Annotated in this window: 16 protein-coding genes; 3 read left to right on the top strand and 13 right to left on the bottom strand. The window is 64.9% G+C overall.

Annotated features, from left to right (window positions below; translation table 11 throughout):
* Window positions 1-111 precede the first annotated feature (111 nt).
* The 3 genes from ACJJV6_RS01185 to fdxA form a co-directional block, all read right to left on the bottom strand.
* Entirely contained in the window at window positions 112-1,398 is a 1,287-nt protein-coding gene (locus ACJJV6_RS01185) for a citrate synthase (protein ID WP_009356970.1), read from the bottom strand.
* A 249-nt stretch (window positions 1,399-1,647) separates the two neighbouring features.
* A complete protein-coding gene (gene dapC / locus ACJJV6_RS01190; RefSeq protein ID WP_407709735.1) occupies window positions 1,648-2,787 on the bottom strand; it encodes a succinyldiaminopimelate transaminase in 1,140 nt (379 codons plus the stop codon).
* A gap of 13 nt (window positions 2,788-2,800) precedes the next feature.
* On the bottom strand, window positions 2,801-3,127 hold the full coding sequence (gene fdxA, locus ACJJV6_RS01195; RefSeq protein ID WP_009356972.1) for a ferredoxin: 327 nt from the start codon (window positions 3,125-3,127) through the stop codon (window positions 2,801-2,803).
* 137 nt (window positions 3,128-3,264) lie between these two features.
* Here fdxA and ACJJV6_RS01200 point away from each other — a divergent pair, with 137 nt between their 5' ends.
* Window positions 3,265-3,501, top strand: a complete 237-nt coding sequence (locus ACJJV6_RS01200) for a hypothetical protein (RefSeq protein WP_354175260.1) — start codon at window positions 3,265-3,267, stop codon at window positions 3,499-3,501.
* Window positions 3,502-3,549: 48 nt separating this feature from the next.
* Here the strand turns inward: ACJJV6_RS01200 and ACJJV6_RS01205 are convergent, their stop codons facing one another.
* Together ACJJV6_RS01205 and typA are read right to left on the bottom strand one after the other, a co-directional pair.
* On the bottom strand, window positions 3,550-4,359 hold the full coding sequence (locus tag ACJJV6_RS01205) for a hypothetical protein (protein WP_354175258.1): 810 nt from the start codon (window positions 4,357-4,359) through the stop codon (window positions 3,550-3,552).
* Window positions 4,360-4,556: 197 nt separating this feature from the next.
* Complete coding sequence (gene typA, locus ACJJV6_RS01210; RefSeq protein ID WP_009356976.1) at window positions 4,557-6,485, bottom strand: translational GTPase TypA; 1,929 nt, start codon at window positions 6,483-6,485, stop codon at window positions 4,557-4,559.
* Between the two features lie 371 nt (window positions 6,486-6,856).
* On the opposite strand from typA, the gene ACJJV6_RS01215 reads away from it, so the two are divergent.
* Window positions 6,857-7,621, top strand: a complete 765-nt coding sequence (locus ACJJV6_RS01215) for an SGNH/GDSL hydrolase family protein (RefSeq protein WP_338058377.1) — start codon at window positions 6,857-6,859, stop codon at window positions 7,619-7,621.
* Between the two features lie 76 nt (window positions 7,622-7,697).
* Here the strand turns inward: ACJJV6_RS01215 and ACJJV6_RS01220 are convergent, their stop codons facing one another.
* The 6 genes from ACJJV6_RS01220 to ychF all read right to left on the bottom strand — a co-directional run bounded on the left by ACJJV6_RS01220 (window position 7,698) and on the right by ychF (window position 16,332).
* Window positions 7,698-9,404 carry an ABC transporter ATP-binding protein gene (locus tag ACJJV6_RS01220; RefSeq protein WP_009356978.1) on the bottom strand — a complete coding sequence of 569 codons (1,707 nt, stop codon included), beginning with the start codon at window positions 9,402-9,404 and terminating at the stop codon, window positions 7,698-7,700.
* A gap of 11 nt (window positions 9,405-9,415) precedes the next feature.
* Window positions 9,416-10,360: an ABC transporter permease gene (locus ACJJV6_RS01225; RefSeq protein WP_009356979.1), complete on the bottom strand. Its 945-nt coding sequence runs from the start codon at window positions 10,358-10,360 to the stop codon at window positions 9,416-9,418.
* On the bottom strand, window positions 10,350-11,279 hold the full coding sequence (locus ACJJV6_RS01230) for an ABC transporter permease (protein WP_354175254.1): 930 nt from the start codon (window positions 11,277-11,279) through the stop codon (window positions 10,350-10,352). The genes ACJJV6_RS01225 and ACJJV6_RS01230 overlap by 11 nt, the downstream gene beginning before the upstream one ends.
* Window positions 11,280-11,402: 123 nt before the next feature.
* Window positions 11,403-13,088: an ABC transporter substrate-binding protein gene (locus ACJJV6_RS01235; RefSeq protein ID WP_407709736.1), complete on the bottom strand. Its 1,686-nt coding sequence runs from the start codon at window positions 13,086-13,088 to the stop codon at window positions 11,403-11,405.
* A gap of 292 nt (window positions 13,089-13,380) precedes the next feature.
* On the bottom strand, window positions 13,381-15,141 hold the full coding sequence (locus tag ACJJV6_RS01240) for an ABC transporter family substrate-binding protein (RefSeq protein WP_407709737.1): 1,761 nt from the start codon (window positions 15,139-15,141) through the stop codon (window positions 13,381-13,383).
* Window positions 15,142-15,246: 105 nt separating this feature from the next.
* A complete protein-coding gene (gene ychF / locus ACJJV6_RS01245) occupies window positions 15,247-16,332 on the bottom strand; it encodes a redox-regulated ATPase YchF (protein WP_009356983.1) in 1,086 nt (361 codons plus the stop codon).
* 90 nt (window positions 16,333-16,422) lie between these two features.
* Here ychF and ACJJV6_RS01250 point away from each other — a divergent pair, with 90 nt between their 5' ends.
* Complete coding sequence (locus ACJJV6_RS01250) at window positions 16,423-17,649, top strand: DNA recombination protein RmuC (RefSeq protein ID WP_407709738.1); 1,227 nt, start codon at window positions 16,423-16,425, stop codon at window positions 17,647-17,649.
* A gap of 96 nt (window positions 17,650-17,745) precedes the next feature.
* Here ACJJV6_RS01250 and ACJJV6_RS01255 read toward each other — a convergent pair whose 3' ends face one another.
* A complete protein-coding gene (locus tag ACJJV6_RS01255; protein WP_407709739.1) occupies window positions 17,746-18,822 on the bottom strand; it encodes a 4-hydroxy-3-methylbut-2-enyl diphosphate reductase in 1,077 nt (358 codons plus the stop codon).
* Between the two features lie 9 nt (window positions 18,823-18,831).
* Window positions 18,832-19,683 (bottom strand): hypothetical protein, encoded by an 852-nt coding sequence (locus ACJJV6_RS01260; protein WP_407709740.1) that lies wholly within the window; start codon window positions 19,681-19,683, stop codon window positions 18,832-18,834.
* Between the last annotated feature and the right edge of the window lie 134 nt (window positions 19,684-19,817).

Raw genomic sequence — 19,817 nt, forward strand, 5'->3', positions numbered from 1 at the left:
TCGACACCCTGCATCTCGACAAGCCCGATCACCGATGGCACCACGCAAACGGCCGCCCACCTTGGAAAGGTGGGCGGCCGCCGTCGTACTATCCGGACCTGGCCGGGTGCGTTAGCGTGCCGGGTAGTCCCGGGCCGGTTCGCCGATGTAGAGCTGGCGCGGACGGCCGATCTTCGTGTTGGGGTCGCTGATCATTTCACGCCACTGGGCGATCCAGCCGGGGAGGCGTCCGATTGCGAACAGCACGGTGAACATCTTCTCCGGGAAGCCCATGGCCTTGTAGATCAGGCCGGTGTAGAAGTCCACGTTCGGGTAGAGCTTGCGCTGGATGAAGTAGTCATCGTTGAGCGCCTTCTCTTCCAGGCGGAGGGCGATGTCCAGCAGTTCGTCGTTGCCGCCGAGCTTCTCGAGGATCTCGTGCGCGGTGGCCTTGACGATCTTGGCACGCGGATCGTAGTTCTTGTAGACACGGTGCCCGAAGCCCATGAGGCGGACGCCGTCCTCCTTGTTCTTGACCTTCTCCATGTAGTCCTCGGGCTTGAGGCCCTCGGCCTGGATCTGCCGGAGCATTTTCAGCACAGCTTCGTTGGCGCCGCCGTGGGCCGGGCCGAAGAGGGCGTTGATGCCTGCGGAGACAGAGGCGAAGAGGTTGGCGTTGGAGGAGCCCACCAGGCGCACGGTGGAGGTGGAGCAGTTCTGCTCGTGGTCCGCGTGCAGGATGAGCAGCAGGTCCAGGGCCTTGGCCACGATCGGATCGACTTCGTAGTGCTCGGCCGGCAGGCCGAAGCTCAGGCGCAGGAAGTTCTCCACGAGGTTGTGGGAGTTGTCCGGGTACAGCATGGGCTGGCCGATGGACTTCTTGTGCGCATAGGCGGCGATGACCGGCAGCTTGGCCATGAGCCGGATGGTGGAAACTTCCACCTGCTCGGCGTTGAACGGGTCCAGCGAGTCCTGGTAGAACGTGGACAGCGCGGACACTGCGGAGGACAGGACGGGCATCGGGTGCGCATCGCGGGGGAAGCCGCCGAAGAAGCCCTTCAGCTCCTCGTGGAGCAGGGTATGGCGCCGGATCTTCTGGTCGAACTCATCCAGTTCCGTGGGCGTAGGCAGGTTGCCGTAGATCAGCAGGTAGGACACCTCAAGGAAGCTGGAGTGCTGTGCCAGCTGCTCGATGGGGTACCCGCGGTAGCGCAGGATGCCCGCATCGCCATCGATGTAGGTGATGGCCGAGGTGGTTGCCGCGGTGTTCATGAAGCCGGGGTCAAAGGTGACTGCGCCCGTCTGCTTCAGCAGCTTGGAAACGTCGTAGCCTTCGTTTCCTTCAATAACCGGGATGCGCGGGAGCTTGAGCTCCCCACCTGCGTGCAGCAGGGTCGCAGCGTTGTTGGTCTCAGTCATGGAGTCCCCTTCATGAGGCGTCTGGGCCTCTGTCGAAAGCTTGATCCAATATCAGGTGAGCCGCGCACTGACCCTGAGGACACAGGTTCCAACACCCGGGCTGCCTTCTTGTAGAAAGCCACCATTGATCAGTTAAAAAGTACCGCCCCTTGGCGGGTGTCACTAATTCGAGACAGCCTGATTCCCCCTGAAATGCCCGCGATGTGGCGCGAGTCACACGATTGTTACGGGGGTGCGTGCGCCTCCGGCTTAGCGGAGGCGGTCCACCGCAGCGTCGATCCGCTCGTCGGTTCCCGTCAGGGCAACCCGGACATAGCCGTTGCCGGCCTCGCCGTAGAAGACCCCGGGGCCCACCACGATGCCGCGCTCCGCCAGCCGGGCCACGGTGTCCCAGGTGTTCTCCCCCGCCGTGGACCAGAGGTACAGGCCGGCGTCGGAATCCTTGATCTCCAGGCCGAAGTCCAGGAGCGCAGGAACCAGTCGCTCCCGGCGTCCGCGGTAAAGGTCCTTCTGCGCCTCGACGTGCGTGTCGTCTCCCAGCGCCACGCGCATGGCCTCCTGCACGGGATAGGGAACGATCATGCCGGCGTGCTTGCGGCTGTTGACGAGGTTGGGCATCAGGTCCTGATCGCCGGCCACGAAGGCGGCGCGGTAGCCTGCGAGGTTGGACTGCTTGCTGAGCGAATAAACGGCGAGCAGGCCCTGGTGCGATCCGCCGGCAACCCGCGGATCCAGGATACTGGGGACGCGCTGGCCGCCGCGCTGGACGTCCCAGGTTCCCCAGCCCAGTTCGGCGTAGCATTCATCGGACGCCACCACCGCACCCAGTTCCCGGGCCTGCACAACGAGGGCTTTCAGGGAGTCGGCGTCGCGGACGCTGCCGGTGGGGTTTCCTGGGGAATTGACCCAGATCAGGCGCACCCGGGAGCGCGTGGCGTCGTCGAGCTCGTCCAGGTTGTCCGTCGCAACAGAGGTGGCCCCTGCCAGCGTTGCGCCGATATCGTACGTCGGATACGCCACCTTGGGGCGTACGACGACGTCCCCCGGCTTCAGGCCCAGCAGCAGCGGCAGCCACGCGACCAGTTCCTTGGAACCGACCGTGGGCATGATGTTGCGGGGGTCCAGCCCGGCCACTCCCCGTCGGCGCTCGAACCAGCCCGCGATGGCCTCGCGGAGTGCGGGTGTGCCGTGCACGGTGGGGTATCCCGGTGCGTCAGCAGCGGCCTTCAGCGCATCCTGGATCAGTGCCGGGGTGGGATCCACCGGTGTCCCGATGGACAGGTTCACCACTCCGCCAGGATGCTCCGAGGCCTTCGCGAGGTACGGCGCCATGGCCTCCCACGGGTAATCGGGCAGGTCAAGGCCGAACGAATTCACTGCTGCAGTCATCTTCCCGCGGGCGTCAGTGGTCTTGGTTCTGCGGCGGCAGGGCGGCGATCATCGGGTGGTCCTTGCCGGTGTTGCCGATCTTGGCGGCACCACCCGGTGAACCGAGGTCGTCGAAGAACTCGACGTTGGCCTTGTAGTAGTCTGCCCACTCGTCCGGAGTGTCATCCTCGTAGTAGATCGCCTCAACCGGGCATACGGGCTCGCAGGCGCCGCAGTCGACGCATTCGTCCGGATGGATGTACAGCGAACGCTCACCTTCATAGATGCAGTCGACGGGGCATTCTTCGATACATGCCTTGTCCTTGACATCCACACACGGCTGCGCGATTACGTACGTCACGTCCCTGGCCTCTCCACGTTGGTTCCGGCGACCCGCCGGTTCTTGCATCCGGCAGCTGCGGCCGGACTCTTGACATCTGAGCCTATTATCTCCCAGCCCGTTCCCGCGAACCTAGCCGGCACCCCTAGTATGAACTGGTGAGTCAGCCGCCTACCCCCGCAGGGTTCCTTGCCGCAGCCAAACCCGGAACACGGGTGGTGGTCCGCTACCGGTTCGAGGACGGCCTCACGGACGCCCTGGGCCACCTGGTCTCCTGCGACGCCGGTGCCTGCACCATCCGAACCCGGCAGGCCGACGTCGTAATTCCCCTTGGCCTTGTGGTGGCGGCCAAGCAGGTTCCCCCGGCGCCCGAACGCCGCCGGCCGCGCGGCTAGGGTATCTCTCACTGCGCCGGGACGTCCACTGCGCGCCGATGCCCGCTGTCACTGCGCACTGCGGTAGGTGGCAAGTGCCCGCTGCACCATCAGCACGAACTCCTGCGGCTTGCCGGCAAGCATCTCAAAGGTCACACGCAGCGTGGGGACGCCGCGGACGACAGTGACGTTCCACCGCCTCCTGTCCTCGCGGTATGCAGACCGGCTGCTGTGGTGGTCAAAGCCGTCGGTTTCGATCCCCAGGAGGCCATCAACCAGGAGGTCCAGGTGGCCCATACCGGGAATCTTTACCTGCATCTCGACCGTCAGGCCCGCCTCTTCCAACAGATAGCGGGCCATCGTCTCGATAATGGAGCCGGATTGGGGCCTGATTCTGGCCACCAGGCTGAGGATTGACTTTTCCCGCAGGGCCGGGAAGCGTTCCCGCAGGACCGGCAGCTGAATCAGCCCCTTCTTGACGGCGGATTCTGCAACGACCAGTCCGTCCAGCGGCGGCAGGCAGCGCAGCGCCTGGCACACAACGTCCAGGTACGTAGGCGGAACACTGCCCCGATGAACCACGCAGCCGGGGATCCTACGTCCGTGCCGCGCGGCAAGATGCGGCACGTCGGGCGTGCTGACCACCCACAAACCCGCCGCCGCAGCAGCGGTGACGCACGCCGGCACGGCGTGATGGCGGGCGGCATGGACGAGCAGCGGGTCGGCATCGGGCAGCGCGTAAACACCGCGCGCGATCCTCTGAACGGAAGCATCCAGCACGCCCGCTTCAATGCTCCCGCGCGGGACACCGGCTTGCCTGAGGTTGCTGGTGCTGCCCACTCCGCCCATCGCCGCCAAGACATCGGTAACAGTTCTCATGGGTGCATGCTGCCGGTTCCGGCCTCCCGGACGCAGCGGGAGCCACGCCTATGTGGAAAGCGGCAGGGCGCAGGGCCGGCGAAGCTCGATGCGCCGGGACTTCCGCTGCGGCCCAAGGGCCCGTTTCACTCCGCACAGCGGTATGAAGAAAGCCACCGGCAAGTTGCCGGTGGCTTTCTTCGGGAACTGCGGTCTTGCTACGCCTTGGCGCGGGCGCGGTTTGCCTTGGCACGCTCGTTGGTGTCCAGGATGACCTTGCGGATGCGGATGGCTTCCGGGGTCACCTCCACGCACTCGTCCTCGCGGGCGAATTCCAGCGACTCTTCGAGGGTGAGCTCGCGCGGCGGCGTCAGGTTCTCGAAGGTATCGGAAGAAGCGGCACGCATGTTGGTGAGCTTCTTTTCCTTGGTGATGTTCACGTCCATGTCATCGGCGCGGGAGTTCTCGCCAACAATCATGCCCTCGTACACCTCGGAGGTGGGCTTGACGAAGAACGAGCCGCGTTCCTGCAGGTTGATCATGGCGAACGGGGTCACAACACCTGCGCGGTCGGCAACCATGGAACCGTTGGTGCGGTACTCGATGGGGCCGGCCCACGGCTCGTAGCCTTCGGAAATGGAAGCCGCAATTCCGGCACCGCGGGTATCGGTGAGGAACTTGGTGCGGAAACCGATCAGGCCACGGGCCGGAACGATGAACTCCATGCGGCACCAGCCGGTGCCGTGGTTGGCCATGTTGGTCATGCGGCCCTTCCGGGCTGCCATCAGCTGCGTCACCGCGCCGAGGTACTCTTCCGGCACGTCGATGGTCATGTGTTCCATCGGCTCGTGGATCTTGCCGTCGATGGTCTTGGTGACAACCTGCGGCTTGCCGACAGTCAGCTCGAAACCTTCACGGCGCATCTGCTCCACCAGGATGGCGAGGGCGAGCTCACCACGGCCCTGCACTTCCCAGGCATCCGGACGCTCGGTGGGGAGCACCTTGATGGAGACGTTACCGATCAGCTCCTTGTCCAGGCGGTCCTTCACCTGGCGGGCAGTCACCTTGGCGCCCTTGACCTTGCCGGCGAGCGGCGAGGTGTTGATACCGATGGTCATGGAGATCGCGGGATCGTCGACGGTGATCAGCGGCAGCGGCTGCGGGTTTTCGACGTCGGTCAGGGTCTCACCGATGGTGATGTCCTCGATGCCGGCGACGGCGACGATCTCACCGGGGCCTGCGGATTCGGCAGGAACGCGCTCCAGGGCCTTGGTGGCCAGGAGTTCCGTGATCTTCACGGTCTTCAGCTCGCCGTTCTGGCGGGCCCAGGCAACCTGCTGGCCCTTGCGGAGCGTTCCGTTGTAAATGCGGAGCAGGGCGAGGCGGCCCAGGAACGGGGAGGCGTCCAGATTGGTGACGTGCGCCTGCAGCACACCTTCAGGGTTGTACGTGGGTGCAGGAATGTGCTCAATGATGGCCTTGAACAGCGGTTCCAGGTCCTCGTTGTCCGGAGCGGAGCCGTTGGCGGGCTGCTCCAAGGAAGCCCGGCCAACCTTTGCGGCGGCGTAGACGACCGGCACTTCGAGGACCTTGTCCAGGTCCAGGTCCGGCACCTCGTCGGCGAGGTCGGAGGCGAGGCCCAGGAGCAGGTCCATGGACTCGTGGACCACTTCGTCGATGCGGGCGTCGGGCCGGTCGGTCTTGTTGACCAGCAGGATGACCGGCAGGTGCGCGGCCAGTGCCTTGCGCAGCACGAAGCGGGTCTGCGGCAGGGGTCCTTCCGAGGAGTCCACCAGCAGCACCACGCCGTCAACCATGGACAGGCCGCGCTCCACCTCGCCGCCGAAGTCGGCGTGGCCCGGGGTGTCGATCACGTTGATGGTGATGGTCTCGCCGTTGGAGGACGGACCGTTGTAGGCCACCGTGGTGTTCTTAGCCAGGATGGTGATGCCCTTTTCGCGCTCAAGGTCACCGGAGTCCATCACGCGGTCTTCGAGGTGGTTGTGCTCGGCGAAGGAGTTGGTCTGCTTGAGCATGGCGTCGACCAGGGTGGTCTTGCCGTGGTCAACGTGGGCCACGATCGCGACGTTGCGCAGGTCACTGCGCGATGCAGTGGCTACCGCGGTGTTGGTGGTGGTTTCAGACATGCGTAATGGCTCGATTCAGTGGAGTCAGCTGTTGTATCGCGCCAATTCCTAACCGGAACGCACGACGGATCAGGCCCTTTGCACAGGGCGCCTTCCCCCATCTTACCGGCACTGGCATTTATTGGCCTAAAAATCAGGGGTTCCGATGGCTTGCCCTGCAGCCGCATCTCCGCCACGCCGGAAAAAAGTGAGCAAAATCACTGGCCAACCGTTCCGGCATGCCACATGATTACTCTGACACCACGCAACGACGCACTGAGCAGGCCCGGAGACTTCATATGAATAGAGCCTTGGCAGGCGGCAGCCTTGGCACCTTCGGAGCCGCCGCCGTCGTTGCACTGTGCGCCTTGGTTTCCTTAGCGGGATGCACCTTGCCGGCCCCTTCCCCGGCAGCGCCTGCCGTCCAGGCCGCGGCCGCCCCAGGCCACGCGGCAGCCGCCGAAGCACCGGCTACGGGCTCCAGGGTCCGGAATCCTGCCAACGGCCGGCTCGAGGCGGTGGTCCCGGACATCAGCCGGACGGCACTCCTGATCGGCGACTCCCAGTCGGAACCCCTCGACGGATGGCCCCGCCAGGCTCTGACGGCAGCCGGGTACAAGGTCTACTTCTGCGGACGCGGCGGCACCGGGTTCGTCTCCGCCAACGGCAGCACCGGCAACTACATTGAGGCCCTCCGCGACGGTGACTGGCTGCTTCCTTCCGGGACACCTGCCCTGATCGTCATCCAAGGTGGCGGCAATGACGCCGCCAGCGGCGCCACCGACCGGCAGATCACCACCAATGCGGAAAGCCTGATCGGGGAACTGCAGGCCCGCTATCCCGGCACCCGGATGGCAATGATCGGTACGCTGGCGCGCAGCAAGGACGACGGCGGAGGGCGCCGCACGGACGTGGACACCCTGCTGGGGTCGGTGGCGGCAGAGCGCGGGCTGCCGTTTGTGTCGGTGGGCGACTGGCTGACCCGGTACGGCCTGGCCAAGGACCTCGCGGACGCCGTCCACATGAACCCGTCCGGGCGCAGGGCGCTGGGCTCCCTGCTGGAGCAGCGGCTGCGCGACCTGGGGCTCGAAAGGACGCAGGCCCCGGATACGGGCGCAGTACTGGCCGCCGGAGCCCCAGGCGAATCACAGGACTGACAGCTCAAGGCATGCAAAACGGCTGGAGCCGGCGCCTGGAAGGCACCGGCTCCAACCGTTGTAGGTGATGCCGCGGCTACGCCACTTCAGGCGGCAGCATCAGCTTCGCGCCCGGGATGGCATTGAGGAGGGCCTTGGTGTAGTCCTCCCGCGGCGATTCGAAGACCTCATCTGTGGAGCCGGTTTCCACCAGGCGTCCCTTTTCCATGACGCACACGTGGTCCGCGATCTGGCGGACCACGGCGAGGTCATGGGTGATGAACAGGTAGGTCAGCCCCAGGTTCGACTGCAGGTCCGCCAGCAGGTTCAGGACCTGCGCCTGGACCAGCACGTCCAGGGCGGACACCGCTTCGTCACAGATGATGACTTCGGGGTCCAGCGCCAGGGCACGGGCAATGGCAACACGCTGCCGCTGCCCGCCAGAGAGCTCGTTCGGGTACCGCTGCATGGCGGACTGTGGCAGTGCCACCTGGTCCAGCAGCTCCCGGACCTTCTTCTCCCGGCTCGCACTGTTGCCAATCTTGTGGACCCGCAACGGCTCCTCGATGGTGCGGAAGATGTTGTACATCGGGTCCAGGGAGCCATAGGGGTCCTGGAAGATCGGCTGAACCCGGCGACGGAACTTGAACAGCTCTGCTGCCTTAAGCTTCGAGGTGTCCACGCCGTCGAACAGGATCCGGCCGTCCGTGGGCTTTTCCAGCTGCAACACCATCTTCGCCACCGTGGACTTCCCCGACCCGGACTCCCCCACGATCGCCGTCGTGGTTCCGCGCTGGACGTTGAAGCTGACGCCGTCAACGGCCGCGAAGTCCGTTGACTTCCCCAGCCCCTGCCGGAGCTTATAGACCTTCCGCAGGTCCTGGATCTCCAGAACGTTGTCCGCAGCCGCCGGTTCTGCAGCCGGAGCCAGCAGGTCCGCCGTCTCCACGCCCTGTTCCTTGGCCGCCTGGATGCGGCGGCTGGCCAGCGACGGAGCGGACTCCACCAGCCTCTTGGTGTAGGGGTGCCGCGGGTTGCGCAGCAGCTCCAGCGACGGACCTGCCTCCACCACCCGGCCCTGGTACATCACCACGACCTTGTCGGCCCGTTCGGCTGCCAACCCCAGGTCATGGGTGATGAGCAGCACCGAGGTGCCCAGTTCGCTGGTCATGGTTTCAAGGTGGTCCAGGATCTGGCGCTGCACGGTGACGTCCAGGGCGGACGTCGGCTCGTCGGCGATCAGCAGGCGCGGCTGGCACGAGAGTCCGATGGCAATCAGGGCGCGCTGCCGCATGCCGCCGGAGAACTCGTGCGGGTACTGGTTCGCACGCCGCTTGGCGTCCGGCAGGCCGGCCTCGGCCAGCACCTTGGCGATGTCATCAGGTCCGCTGGGCCGTCCGTTCGCACGGAGCGTCTCGCGGACCTGGTAGCCGATCTTCCATACGGGGTTCAGGTTGGACATGGGGTCCTGCGGAACCATGCCGATGGTGTTGCCGCGCAACTCGATCATGCGCTGCTCGCTGGCATGGGCAATGTCCTCGCCGTCGAGCAGGATCTGGCCGCCGGAGACCCGCCCGTTGTTGGGCAGCAGTCCAATCGCCGCCAGCGCGGTGGTCGACTTGCCGGAGCCGGACTCCCCCACGATTGCCACCGTCTCGCCCGGCATGATGGTCAGGTGCGCGTCGCGGACAGCCTGGACTTCACCGCCGCTGGTCTTGAACGTGATGGCGAGGTCGCGGATTTCCAGCAGCGGCCTGGTGCCCGTGGTCCCGGCTTCTTCGATGCGGACGTCTGGAGTTGTCATCTCTTTATCTCTCATCGCTGGCGGCTCTTGGGATCGAGGGCGTCACGGACGGCGTCACCGAGCATGATGAAGCTGAGTACCGTGATGGACAGGGCCGCAGCCGGATACAGCATGATCTCCGGGCTGGTCCGGATGGACGCCTGCGCCCCGGCGATGTCATTACCCCAGGACATGATGCTCTGCGGCAGGCCGATGCCCAGGAAGGACAGGGTTGCCTCGGCCACGATAAAGACACCCAGCTCAAGCGTTGCCAGCACGATGATGGGAGCGAGTGCGTTGGGCAGCACGTGCCGCACCAGCGCCCCGAACTTGGAGACCCCCAAGGCCTGGGCGGCCGTGACGAAGTCGGCGTTGCGCACCTCGATGACGGCGCCCCGGGTGATGCGGGCCATCTGCGGCCACGCCAGGAGGGAGATGACGAACACCACCGTCCAGACGCTCTTGTTCTCGCGGAAGAAGGGCAGCTGGGTGATCACCAGCGCGCCCAGAATCAGGGGCAACGCAAAGAAGATGTCACCCAGGCGGGCAAGGACAGAATCCAGCCAGCCGCCGTAGTAGCCGGCCAGCGCACCGATGGTGACCCCGATGACCAGCACGCACAGCACCGAGAGGATGCCAACGGACAGCGATGCCTGGGTTCCGTGGATGACGCGCGAGTAGACGTCGCAGCCCTGGAAGGTAAATCCGAACGGGTGCCCGGCAGTGGGACCGCCTTCCGAGTTGGCCAGCTCGCAGCCCTCGTTTGGCGGCACTGAAGTGAACAGGCCGGGGAACAGGGCCACCACGGTCAGTGCCAAAATGAGCAGCGCCGAAATGATGAAGAGCGGACGACGGCGGAGCTTGCGCCACGCATCCGACCATAGGCTGAGCGGTGCCTGGTCAGTCTTGACGGCGTCCGTTGCCAGCAGCGGCGTTTCATCGATGGGAGCCACGAAGTGGCTGTTGTTACTGGTCATAGCGGATCCTCGGGTCAAGCCAGGCGTACAGGAGGTCGACGAGCAGGTTGGCCACCACGAACACCAGCACCAGCACGCTGACAATGGAGACGATGGTGGGCCCTTCACTGCGCAGGACTGCCTGGTACAGCTTGTTGCCGACGCCCGGAACGTTGAAGATGCCTTCGGTGACAATGGCGCCGCCCATCAGGCCGCCGAGGTTGGCGCCGAGGTAGGTGACGACAGGGATCAGCGAGTTGCGCAGGATGTGGGCCATGACCACCCGCGGCCGGGAAAGGCCTTTGGCGGTCGCGGTCCGGACATAGTCCGCGTTCATGTTTTCGCTGACGGAGGCGCGGGTCAGGCGGAGGACGTACGCAAAGGACACGAGGCCCAGGACGACGGCGGGCAGCAGCAGGCTGCCCCAGTCCGCATTCGCCCCGACTGTTGGTTTGGCCCAGCCCAACTGGACGCCGAATACCAACTGGAAGACGAAGCCCAGCACGAAGGTGGGAACTGCAATGACCACCAGGGACGCCACAAGGACCGTGGAATCAAACCAGCCGCCGCGGCGCAGGCCTGCGAAAACGCCAAAGGCTACGCCGAAGATCGCCTGGATCGCCAGGGCCTCGATGGCGAGCATCGCCGTCACAGGGAAGACCCTGGCGAGACTTGCCGCGATGGGCTGGCCGGTGAAGTCGTTGCCCAGGTTGAACGTGAAGAGGTTCTTCAGGAAGAGGCCGTACTGGACCCAGAACGGTTCGTCCAGGTGGTACTGGCTGCGCAGGGTATCAATGACTGCCTGCGGCGGCTGGCGGTCGCCGAAGAGCGCCGCGATGGGGTCGCCGGGCAGTGCGAACACCATGTAGTAAACGAGAAGCGTGGTGCCGAGGAAGACCGGGATCACCTGGAGCAGTCGGCGCAGGATAAAGCGGACCACTGGATCACCAGCCTTCCGGCAGGGAAGTAAACAGGTTCATGGGGTGCCTTCCTGCCGTGCAAGCCAATGGGGGCCCGGCTGTGACCGGACCCCCATCTGCCTGGCGGCAAGTGAGTTCTGGAACTACTTAGCCGTGATATCGAAGTAGCGGATGCCGCCGTTCCAGCCTGTCTCGGCCTTCACAACGTTGTTACTCCATACGATCGGCCGTGCCTGGTCCCAGAGCGGCAGGCCCGGAAGATCTTCAAAGAGGATCTCCTGTGCCTGGTTGAACTTGGCGTTTGCCTCTTCCGTGGTCTTGGCGGCGAGGCCCTCCTTGAGCAGCTTGTCGAACTCGGGGTTCGTGTACTTCTCGTAGTTGGAGGAGGCGTTCGTTGCCCAGACGGGTCCCAGGAAGTTGTAGAGCGAGGGGTAGTCGCCCTGCCAGCCGGCGCGGGTCAGGCCCGGAAGCTGCTGGGACTTGCGCAGGTTCAGCACCTCTGCGAACTTCGCGAAGGGCTGGATTTCAGCCTGGATGCCCAGGTTGTTCTTGAAGCCGTTGGCTACAGCGTCGATCCATTCCTTGTTGCCGCCATCGGTGTTGGAGGCAATCTGGAGCGGCTTGGAATCGTCGTACGGCTGGATCTTCTCCGCCTGTGCCCACAGGTCCTTGGCCTTGGCGGCGTCGAACTTCAGAACTTCGCTGCCCTTGATTCCTTCTTCAAAACCTTCGATCACCGGCGGAACAAAGGCCTTGGCCGGGGTACGGGTGCCGTTGAAGATGACCTTGGCAATTTCCTCGCGGTTGATGGCGTAGGACAGTGCCTGGCGGCGGAGCTTGCCGGCTTCACCCTGGAAGTTCGGGTTGTACGGCGGGATGTTCAGCGTGGAGTTGGTTGCCACCGGCTTGGTGGCGTTGCGGTCCGGGAAGTCGGTGACGTAGGTCTTCAGCGCGTTGGACGGAAGCACGTCGGTGACATCCAGGTTGTCGGACTGCAGGTCCGTGTAAGCCGGGCCCGGATCCGTGTAGAACTTGAAGGTGACGCCGCCGTTCTTGGCTTCGCGGGGACCGCTGTAGTCAGGGTTCTTCACGAGCGAGATGGACTGGTCGTGAACCCAGGCGCCTTCCTTTTCCATCTTGTACGGACCGTTGCCCACCGGGTTTTCACCGAAGGCCTTCGGGTCGGCCAGGGCGGCAGAGGGAAGCGGGAAGAATGCCGAGTAACCAAGCCGCAACGACCAGTCAGCCTCCGGCTGGGCCAGCTTCACAGTGATGGTGGAGTCGTCCTTGGCCACCAGCCCGGACATGGTCTCCGCGGTGGGAGCCGGGGTGGTTTTGGTCTTGCCGTCCGCGCTGGTTTCCTGGGTGACGGCGGAAACTTCCTCGTAGCCCTCGATGGACTCGAAGAAGAAGCCGTTGTTCTGCAGGTTCTTCGAGTTGGCGGCGTAGTTCCAGGAGTCCACGAACGTCGTGGCGGTGATTTCCTCGCCGTTGGTGAACTTCGTGCCCTGCTTGACCTTGATGGTCCAGTTCTGGGCGTCATCGGATTCAATGGATTCCGCGAGGGCATTGACCGGCTTGCCGTCGGCGTCGTAGGTCCGCAGGCCTTCGAAGAGCAGCTCGACAACGCGGCCGCCATACACTTCGTTGGTGTTTGCCGGCAGCAACGGGTTCTGTGGTTCGTTGCTGTAGGCGCTGATGACCTTGTTGGGGTCGCCGGTTGATTCGCCGCCCCCTTCAGTGGTGCCGCCTCCAGCGCCGCACCCGGTCAGGGCAAGCGCGGCGATTGCCACGATGCCCAGTGCTTTGGAAGTGCGCGTGAAACGCATTCCGCCTCCTATGAGTTGTGGGAGATATCGAGGGAATTCTTGTGCTTCCCCGCAGGCCGGACGCAGCTTTCACACTGTGACGCAGCCTACATATGACGATTAGCCTAACCGCACGGAGTCCAAATACTGGTACTCCGTTGCCAAACCGTGACCGAGATGCTCCAGTGCGATACCCGGTGAACGGAAGTTGTGCAAGTCACATGCTACTCGCGAGTAGCCCGCGCCGCTAATCGGATGCGTGAGCGCTCACAAGGCTGCGCGGCTGGAAGGAGGTCGCGCTGGAAGCGAAGGGTTAGGCCAGGCGCCAGTCCCACACATTCCACCAGACGCCCAGGGGACCGGAGCTTGATTTCACGCCGGTGATCCGCGGGCCGAAGGCGGTGGTGCCGATGGTCTGGTAGAGCGGGAGCCCGTAGGCGTTGTCCCAGATCTGCTTGTCGATTTCCGCGAGCAGCTCGTCCTGTTTTCCCAGGTCCGTGGTCCGTGCGAGCTCTTCCATGGCTTTGTCCGCGTCGGTGTCCGAGAAGCCGTTGAAGTTGCTGCCAGCGCCCGTCCGGAAAATCTGCGGCACGCGGCTCACCCCGGCGCTGCTGCCAATCCAGCCCAGCAGCGCAGCGTCGTGGCCTTCCTCGCCCAGTGACCTGGCCCAGTCGGCGCTGCTTTGCCCGCCGTCCTGCACCCGGAATCCCGCAAGTGCCGCCGAGTCCCGGATCAGGGCGAAGGCCTCGGCACGGTTGGGGTTGTCCCGGTTGTAGAGGATCCTGACCGTGGGTGTCTCCCCGTCCAGGAGCTCTTTTGCAGCTTCGATATCCACCTCGGCGAATTCCGCGGAGCCATTGTTCCTGGCGGTGTCCGCATACTTGGGCTGTGCCGGCAGGAAGACGTGGGAGTCCAGCGGTTTTGCGTCCGGCTGCAAATCCCCCACCACGGCGTCGACGATGGCCTGGCGCGGGACGGTCTTGAGGAATGCCTCGCGGACATCCCGGCTGGCGAACGGGCCGGAGAAGTTGAGGTCCAGGTGGTCATAGCCGGACTGGTTGTACCGTTCGAGGGTGTTGCCCTGCTCCACCAGGCCCGCGAACACGTCCTCGGTTCCGGCCGAGGGCTGGGGGGCAATGATGTCCGCCTGCCCGTTCCGCAGGGCGTCGACGGCCCCCGAAAGGGCCCCCGTGAACCGGACGTTGATTTCATCCAGCCACGGTTCGGACCCCCAGACGTAATCCCGGTTCCGGACAAGCCTCATCGAGACTTCGGGAACGATGTCAACCACGATGTACGGGCCGCTGGAAAGGTACAGGGCGGGGTCGTCCGGGAGGGCCTTCGTATCGAAGCCCGAGTTCCAGAAATCGCTGACTGCCTTCAGCTCCGTGTTGACCGCGGGCTTCTCTGGGTCGCCGCGCGGTGAGTCGCGAAGCAGTTCAACCAGGTCCTCTTCATCGTTCAGCCCGCCCTTGGCCGCGACGACGTGGGCCGGGAGGCCGACGTCGAAGGCTACTTCCCAGTCAGCGTACGGAGTGGCGTATTCAAGGGTGATCGAACGCCCGTCTCCCCCCACTTCGGGAAAGACCGTGCCCGCCAGCCCGCTGGTGTCCGATGCCGTGGAAAAGTATCTGGTGCCGGTTCCCGCCATGGGGTCGGCGTCGTCGAAGTAGCCCGATCCTGCCGCCCAGCTGAGGAGGAGGTCACCGGCGTCGATGGCCTCGCCGTCGGACCATTTGACCCCTTCGTTGACGGTGTACTTCACCTTAAGGGGCTCGTCGGACACCTTCTCGAACCGGCCGAACTTGTCATTGCGGACCACCGCCGCCTTGTCGTCCAGGTAGTAGAACCCGGAGTGGGTGATGTAGCCGATCTTGGAATTGATGTCCGTGTTGCCGTCGGCACTGTACGGATTAAAGGATGAGAACGCGTTGACTTCGGCGACCGTGGCAGTCCCGCCCCGCTTCGCCTCCCCCACGATCACAGGCGCGGTGCCGCCGCCGGAGCAACCCGAAAGCACCACCACAGCCGCAAGGGCCGCGGTGACATAACGCATCAGACGCCCGACCGGCATGCCGCCTCCTTGTGTTTTCCCTTCGGGGAAAGGGGACCTGGAGCTGCCAGGATCACGCCCTACATAGTCAGGATAAGGTGTCCGCGCAGGCAGACGCTGGACCGGTTAGACGTTGAAGCGGAACTCCACCACATCGCCGTCGGCCATGACATATTCCTTGCCTTCGATCCGCACCTTGCCGCGGGACTTGGCTTCGGCCATGGAGCCCGCATCGACGAGGTCGTCGAAAGAGACCACTTCGGCCTTGATGAACCCGCGCTGGAAGTCCGAATGGATGACGCCCGCCGCCTGTGGCGCGGTGTCCCCCTGCTTGATGGTCCAGGCGCGTGCTTCCTTGGGGCCTGCCGTGAGGTAGGTCTGCAGGCCCAGGGTGTGGAAGCCGACCCGCGCCAGCTGGTCGAGGCCGGACTCGTCCTGGCCGTTCATTTCCAGCATCTCGCGGGCTTCTTCCTCGTCCAGTTCCACGAGGTCGGCCTCAAGTTTGGCGTCCAGGAAGATGCAGTCTGCGGGGGCAACCAGGGCGCGGAGTTCCTCCTGCTTTTCCGGGCTGCCCAGGATTGCCTCGTCCGCGTTGAAGACGTAGATGAAGGGCTTGGCCGTCAGCAGGCCGAGCTCCTTGAGGTGTTCCATCTCCAGCTTGTCGCTCTTGATCGAGGAGTAGATGGTGTCGCCGCGTTCAAGGACCGCCTGCGCTGCCTTGATGGCTGCCAGCTCTGCGGCCTCGCGCTTCTTGATCTTGACCTCTTTTTCGATCCGGGGGATGGCCTTCTCGATGGTCTGCAGGTCGGCGAGGATGAGCTCGGTGTTGATGGTTTCCATGTCCGAGCGCGGATCCACCTTGCCGTCGACGTGGACGACGTCGGGATCGTCGAAGACGCGGACCACTTCGGCGATGGCTTCGGCTTCACGGATGTTGGCAAGGAACTGGTTCCCCAGCCCTTCGCCTTCGGACGCGCCCTTGACGATGCCGGCGATGTCCACGAAGGAGACCGCTGCGGGCAGGATGCGCTGCGAGCCGAAGATCCCGGCCAGCTTGTCGAGGCGGGGGTCGGGCAGGTTCACGACGCCGACGTTCGGTTCAATGGTGGCGAACGGATAGTTCGCGGCCAGGACCTGGTTGCGGGTAAGCGCGTTGAAGAGGGTTGATTTGCCGACGTTGGGCAGTCCGACGATGCCAATAGTAAGAGCCACGAGCATTGATTCTACCCGCAGGGCGTCCCCCGCCTGTACCCGTGGATGTCACTGCCCCCGATTGTCCGACCCCCATGCAACAGTGAGGGCATGGATGTTTTTGCGTTGATTCTGGCCTTGTTCATGCTGCTGCTCGGCGCCCTTGCCGGTGCAGCTGCCACCTATTTTGTGCTGCGGAAGAACTCGCATGCCCTGGAGGCGGACTTCGACGCTGTCTCGTCCCGGCTTTCAGAGGTCAGCGCGCAGTTCGCAGCGGCCGACGCCGAGCGGCGGCTTTTGGCGGCACAGAACCGGGAGCTTGGCGAGGCACGGACGCAGGACGGCAGCGTGCTGCGCGCACTTGCGCCGGTGGCGGAGAAGCTCTCGGCCGTGCAGCAGCAGGTGGCCCTGCTGGAGCGTGACAGGGTGGAACAGTACGGCCAGCTCGCGCAGCAGCTGCGGGAAGCCCGGCACTCAGATGAGCAGCTGATCCGGTCCACGCACGCGCTGGAGTCCGCATTGCGCTCAAACAGCGCCCGCGGACAGTGGGGCGAGGTGCAGCTGCGGCGGGTGGTGGAGGCCTCGGGGATGCTCCGCCATGTGGACTTCGTGGAGCAGCTTCACAGCGCCGGCAGTGATTCGTCTGTCCGCCCTGACCTGGTGGTCCAGCTTCCGGGCGAAAAGCAGCTGGTGGTGGACGCCAAGGTTCCGCTGTCGTCCTACCTGGAGGCCCAGCAGCTGGGCGCAGCGGACTCCCGGCCCGGGCAGCAGGGGCGGACTGTCCAGGCGGACGGCCGGTCGCAGCAGGCGCTGCTGGCCGCCCACGCGAAGGCCCTCCGTGCGCACGTGGACTCCCTCAGCAACAAGAAGTACTGGGACATCCCGGGCAACTCACCCGAACTGGTGATCTGCTTTATCCCGGCGGAATCCATCCTGGCAGCTGCCCTCTCGGCGGACGCGGAACTCCTGGACCATGCCTTGTCCCGCAACGTGGTCCTGGCCTCCCCCAGCACCTTGCTGGCTGTCCTGAAGTCAGTGGCCTTCACGTGGCGGCAGGATGTGCTGACGGACAGCGCCCGGGAACTGTTCGACCTTGCCCGGCAGCTCTACGACCGGATGGGAACACTCGGCGAAAACGTCAGCAAGCTGGGCTCATCACTGAAGTCGTCAGTGGACCGCTACAACGCGATGGTGGGCACGCTCGAGGCGCGGGTGCTGCCTACGGCACGGAAGCTGAACTCCCTGGAGGAATCGGGCCTGGCTGCGCCACCGGCAGTAGACGCCACACCCCGCGCCCTTTCGGCTCCTGAGCTCCAGCACGATGAGGCTGCGGCCTAGGAAGGGCCCAGCAGCCCGGGGCAGGGAAAAAAGAAGCGGGGCGGGCACTGCAGCTGCATGCTGCGGTCCCGCCCCGCTTGTGGAAGCGCTGTTGCTTCAGCTGCGCGGCCTGCGCCCGCCCAGCGCACGGCTGACATCGCCGGCCTGCTTGAGCGTTGCGCGGAGTTCCTTGGGCAGCGAGAACAGGAGGTCCTCTTCAGCGGTGACTACTTCCTCCACGGTGCCGTAGCCGTACTCGGCCAGCAGCCGCAGCACATCCTGCACCAGGACTTCGGGAACAGAAGCACCGGACGTCACGCCCACGGTGGCCACACCCTCGAACCAGGCTTCGTCCACCTCGTTGGCGAAATCCACGCGGTAGGACGCCTTGGCACCATATTCGAGGGCCACCTCCACGAGGCGGACAGAGTTGGAGGAGTTGGCCGAGCCGACCACGATCACCAGGTCCGCCTGCGGCGAGATCTTCTTGATGGCTACCTGCCGGTTGGTGGTGGCGTAGCAGATGTCGTCGCTGGGCGGGTCCTGGAGCGTGGGGAACCGTTCCTTCAGCAGCCGGACCGTTTCCATGGTCTCGTCGACACTGAGGGTGGTCTGCGAGAGCCAGATGACTTTTTCCGGATCCCGCACGGTGATCTTGTCCACCTCGTGCGGACCATTGATGATCTGGATGTGCTCGGGCGCTTCGCCCGCCGTGCCTTCAACTTCCTCGTGGCCGTCGTGGCCGATCAGGAGGATGTCGAAGTCGTCCTTGGCAAACCGGACGGCTTCCTTATGCACCTTGGTCACCAGGGGGCAGGTGGCATCGATGGTGCGCAGCCCGCGCTCTTCGGCTGATTCGACCACCGCGGGTGAAACACCGTGCGCAGAGAAGATGACCAGGGCGCCCTCGGGCACCTCATCGGTTTCATCCACGAATATGGCGCCCTTCTCCTCCAGGGAGCTGACCACGTGGACGTTATGCACAATCTGCTTCCGCACGTAGACCGGCGGGCCGTAGTGTTCCAGGGCCTTTTCGACGGCGATGACCGCGCGGTCCACGCCGGCACAGTAACCGCGGGGCGCAGCCAGCAGCACCTTCTTGGTTCCCAGGACGGGGGCTGCAGCTGCTACTTCCTCCGGGGAGCGGCGCCGACGCGGGACGGTGGGCATCGAAAGGGAAACAGAGGAGGTCATTTCTCCATGCTACCGGGTTGCCCCCGGCCGCCTCCGCGATGCGATCCCGGCCACAGTGCCGAGCACCACCAGCACGCCGCCGGCGATGGCTGCGGCAACGGTCCAGCCCGTGAAGTCGGCGGTGGCCGCGGCCACGAATTCGTTCCGGAACATGTTCGCCACCTCGTTGCCGGTGTCCGTGGCCAGTGCCCGCGCCGAACCTATCTGGGCACCGAGGGCCCACAGCCCGGCGAGGGCCAACCCGCCGAGCCCGGTGGCCACCAGTACCGTCCAGCGCCGGCGGGCCGCAACAAGGGCCAGGAGGAAGGCGATGCCGGAGCCTGCAGCAAGCATGTAGCCCATGGGTGCATAGGTCGCCAGCCGCTCCGTCCACTCCCGCTGTTCGGGCTGGCCGACGTTGATCAGCGTCTCCCCCGGCGGATCCAGCGGCAGCCTGGTTGCGCGCGAGATCTCCTCAACGCCCAGTGCCACCAGCGGCGCGACGTCCAGGGTGAGGGAGGACACGGATCCGGTGGCGCCCGGGTCTGCTGGGGCCTGCGGGAAACTCAGCCGGTGGCTCTTGCGGAGGGTCTCCTCCCAGGCCGCCGGATACCCCGGCAGGCCGGCCAGTGACGTGGCGGCGTCCTCCAGCACCGGCTGGACAAGGTCCTCGAGGAACCCGGGGACTGCGCTGGTGTCAATGGTTCCTACAGCCGCCGTGGCGAGCTGCTGCTGGAACTCCGGGTTCTTTCCCAGCGGGGCCGCCAGTTTCACGAAACCGTCCTCCTGGACGAGGTTGCGGTCGAGCCAGATGGCCGGGACGGCCACGGCTGCCAGCAGGACACCCAGCACGGTGGCCACGGCGGAAACAAAAGTGCGCACAGCAGGTCCTTCGTCGTTGTTGGCGGTAGACCCATCCTAGGCAAAGGATCCTGGCGGGATTCTGTCAGTCCCGCATGCTACAGCTTATGGATAAGGTTGAATGACCGCCGTACAACAGACGAAGGACCCCATGC

It is taken from the genome of Arthrobacter nitrophenolicus (genome assembly GCF_045833485.1).
In the GTDB taxonomy this organism is placed as follows: domain Bacteria; phylum Actinomycetota; class Actinomycetes; order Actinomycetales; family Micrococcaceae; genus Arthrobacter; species Arthrobacter nitrophenolicus.

Excerpts from the sequence above, each read along its gene's own strand:
- ACJJV6_RS01250 (WP_407709738.1), top strand. The coding sequence starts at position 16,423 with ATGGATGTTTTTGCGTTGATTCTGGCCTTGTTCATGCTGCTGCTCGGC.
- ACJJV6_RS01185 (WP_009356970.1), bottom strand. The coding sequence starts at position 1,398 with ATGACTGAGACCAACAACGCTGCGACCCTGCTGCACGCAGGTGGGGAG.
- typA (WP_009356976.1), bottom strand. The coding sequence starts at position 6,485 with ATGTCTGAAACCACCACCAACACCGCGGTAGCCACTGCATCGCGCAGT.
- ACJJV6_RS01235 (WP_407709736.1), bottom strand. The coding sequence starts at position 13,088 with ATGCGTTTCACGCGCACTTCCAAAGCACTGGGCATCGTGGCAATCGCC.
- ACJJV6_RS01205 (WP_354175258.1), bottom strand. The coding sequence starts at position 4,359 with ATGAGAACTGTTACCGATGTCTTGGCGGCGATGGGCGGAGTGGGCAGC.
- dapC (WP_407709735.1), bottom strand. The coding sequence starts at position 2,787 with ATGACTGCAGCAGTGAATTCGTTCGGCCTTGACCTGCCCGATTACCCG.
- ACJJV6_RS01220 (WP_009356978.1), bottom strand. The coding sequence starts at position 9,404 with ATGACAACTCCAGACGTCCGCATCGAAGAAGCCGGGACCACGGGCACC.
- ACJJV6_RS01225 (WP_009356979.1), bottom strand. The coding sequence starts at position 10,360 with ATGACCAGTAACAACAGCCACTTCGTGGCTCCCATCGATGAAACGCCG.
- ACJJV6_RS01255 (WP_407709739.1), bottom strand. The coding sequence starts at position 18,822 with ATGACCTCCTCTGTTTCCCTTTCGATGCCCACCGTCCCGCGTCGGCGC.
- ACJJV6_RS01240 (WP_407709737.1), bottom strand. The coding sequence starts at position 15,141 with ATGCCGGTCGGGCGTCTGATGCGTTATGTCACCGCGGCCCTTGCGGCT.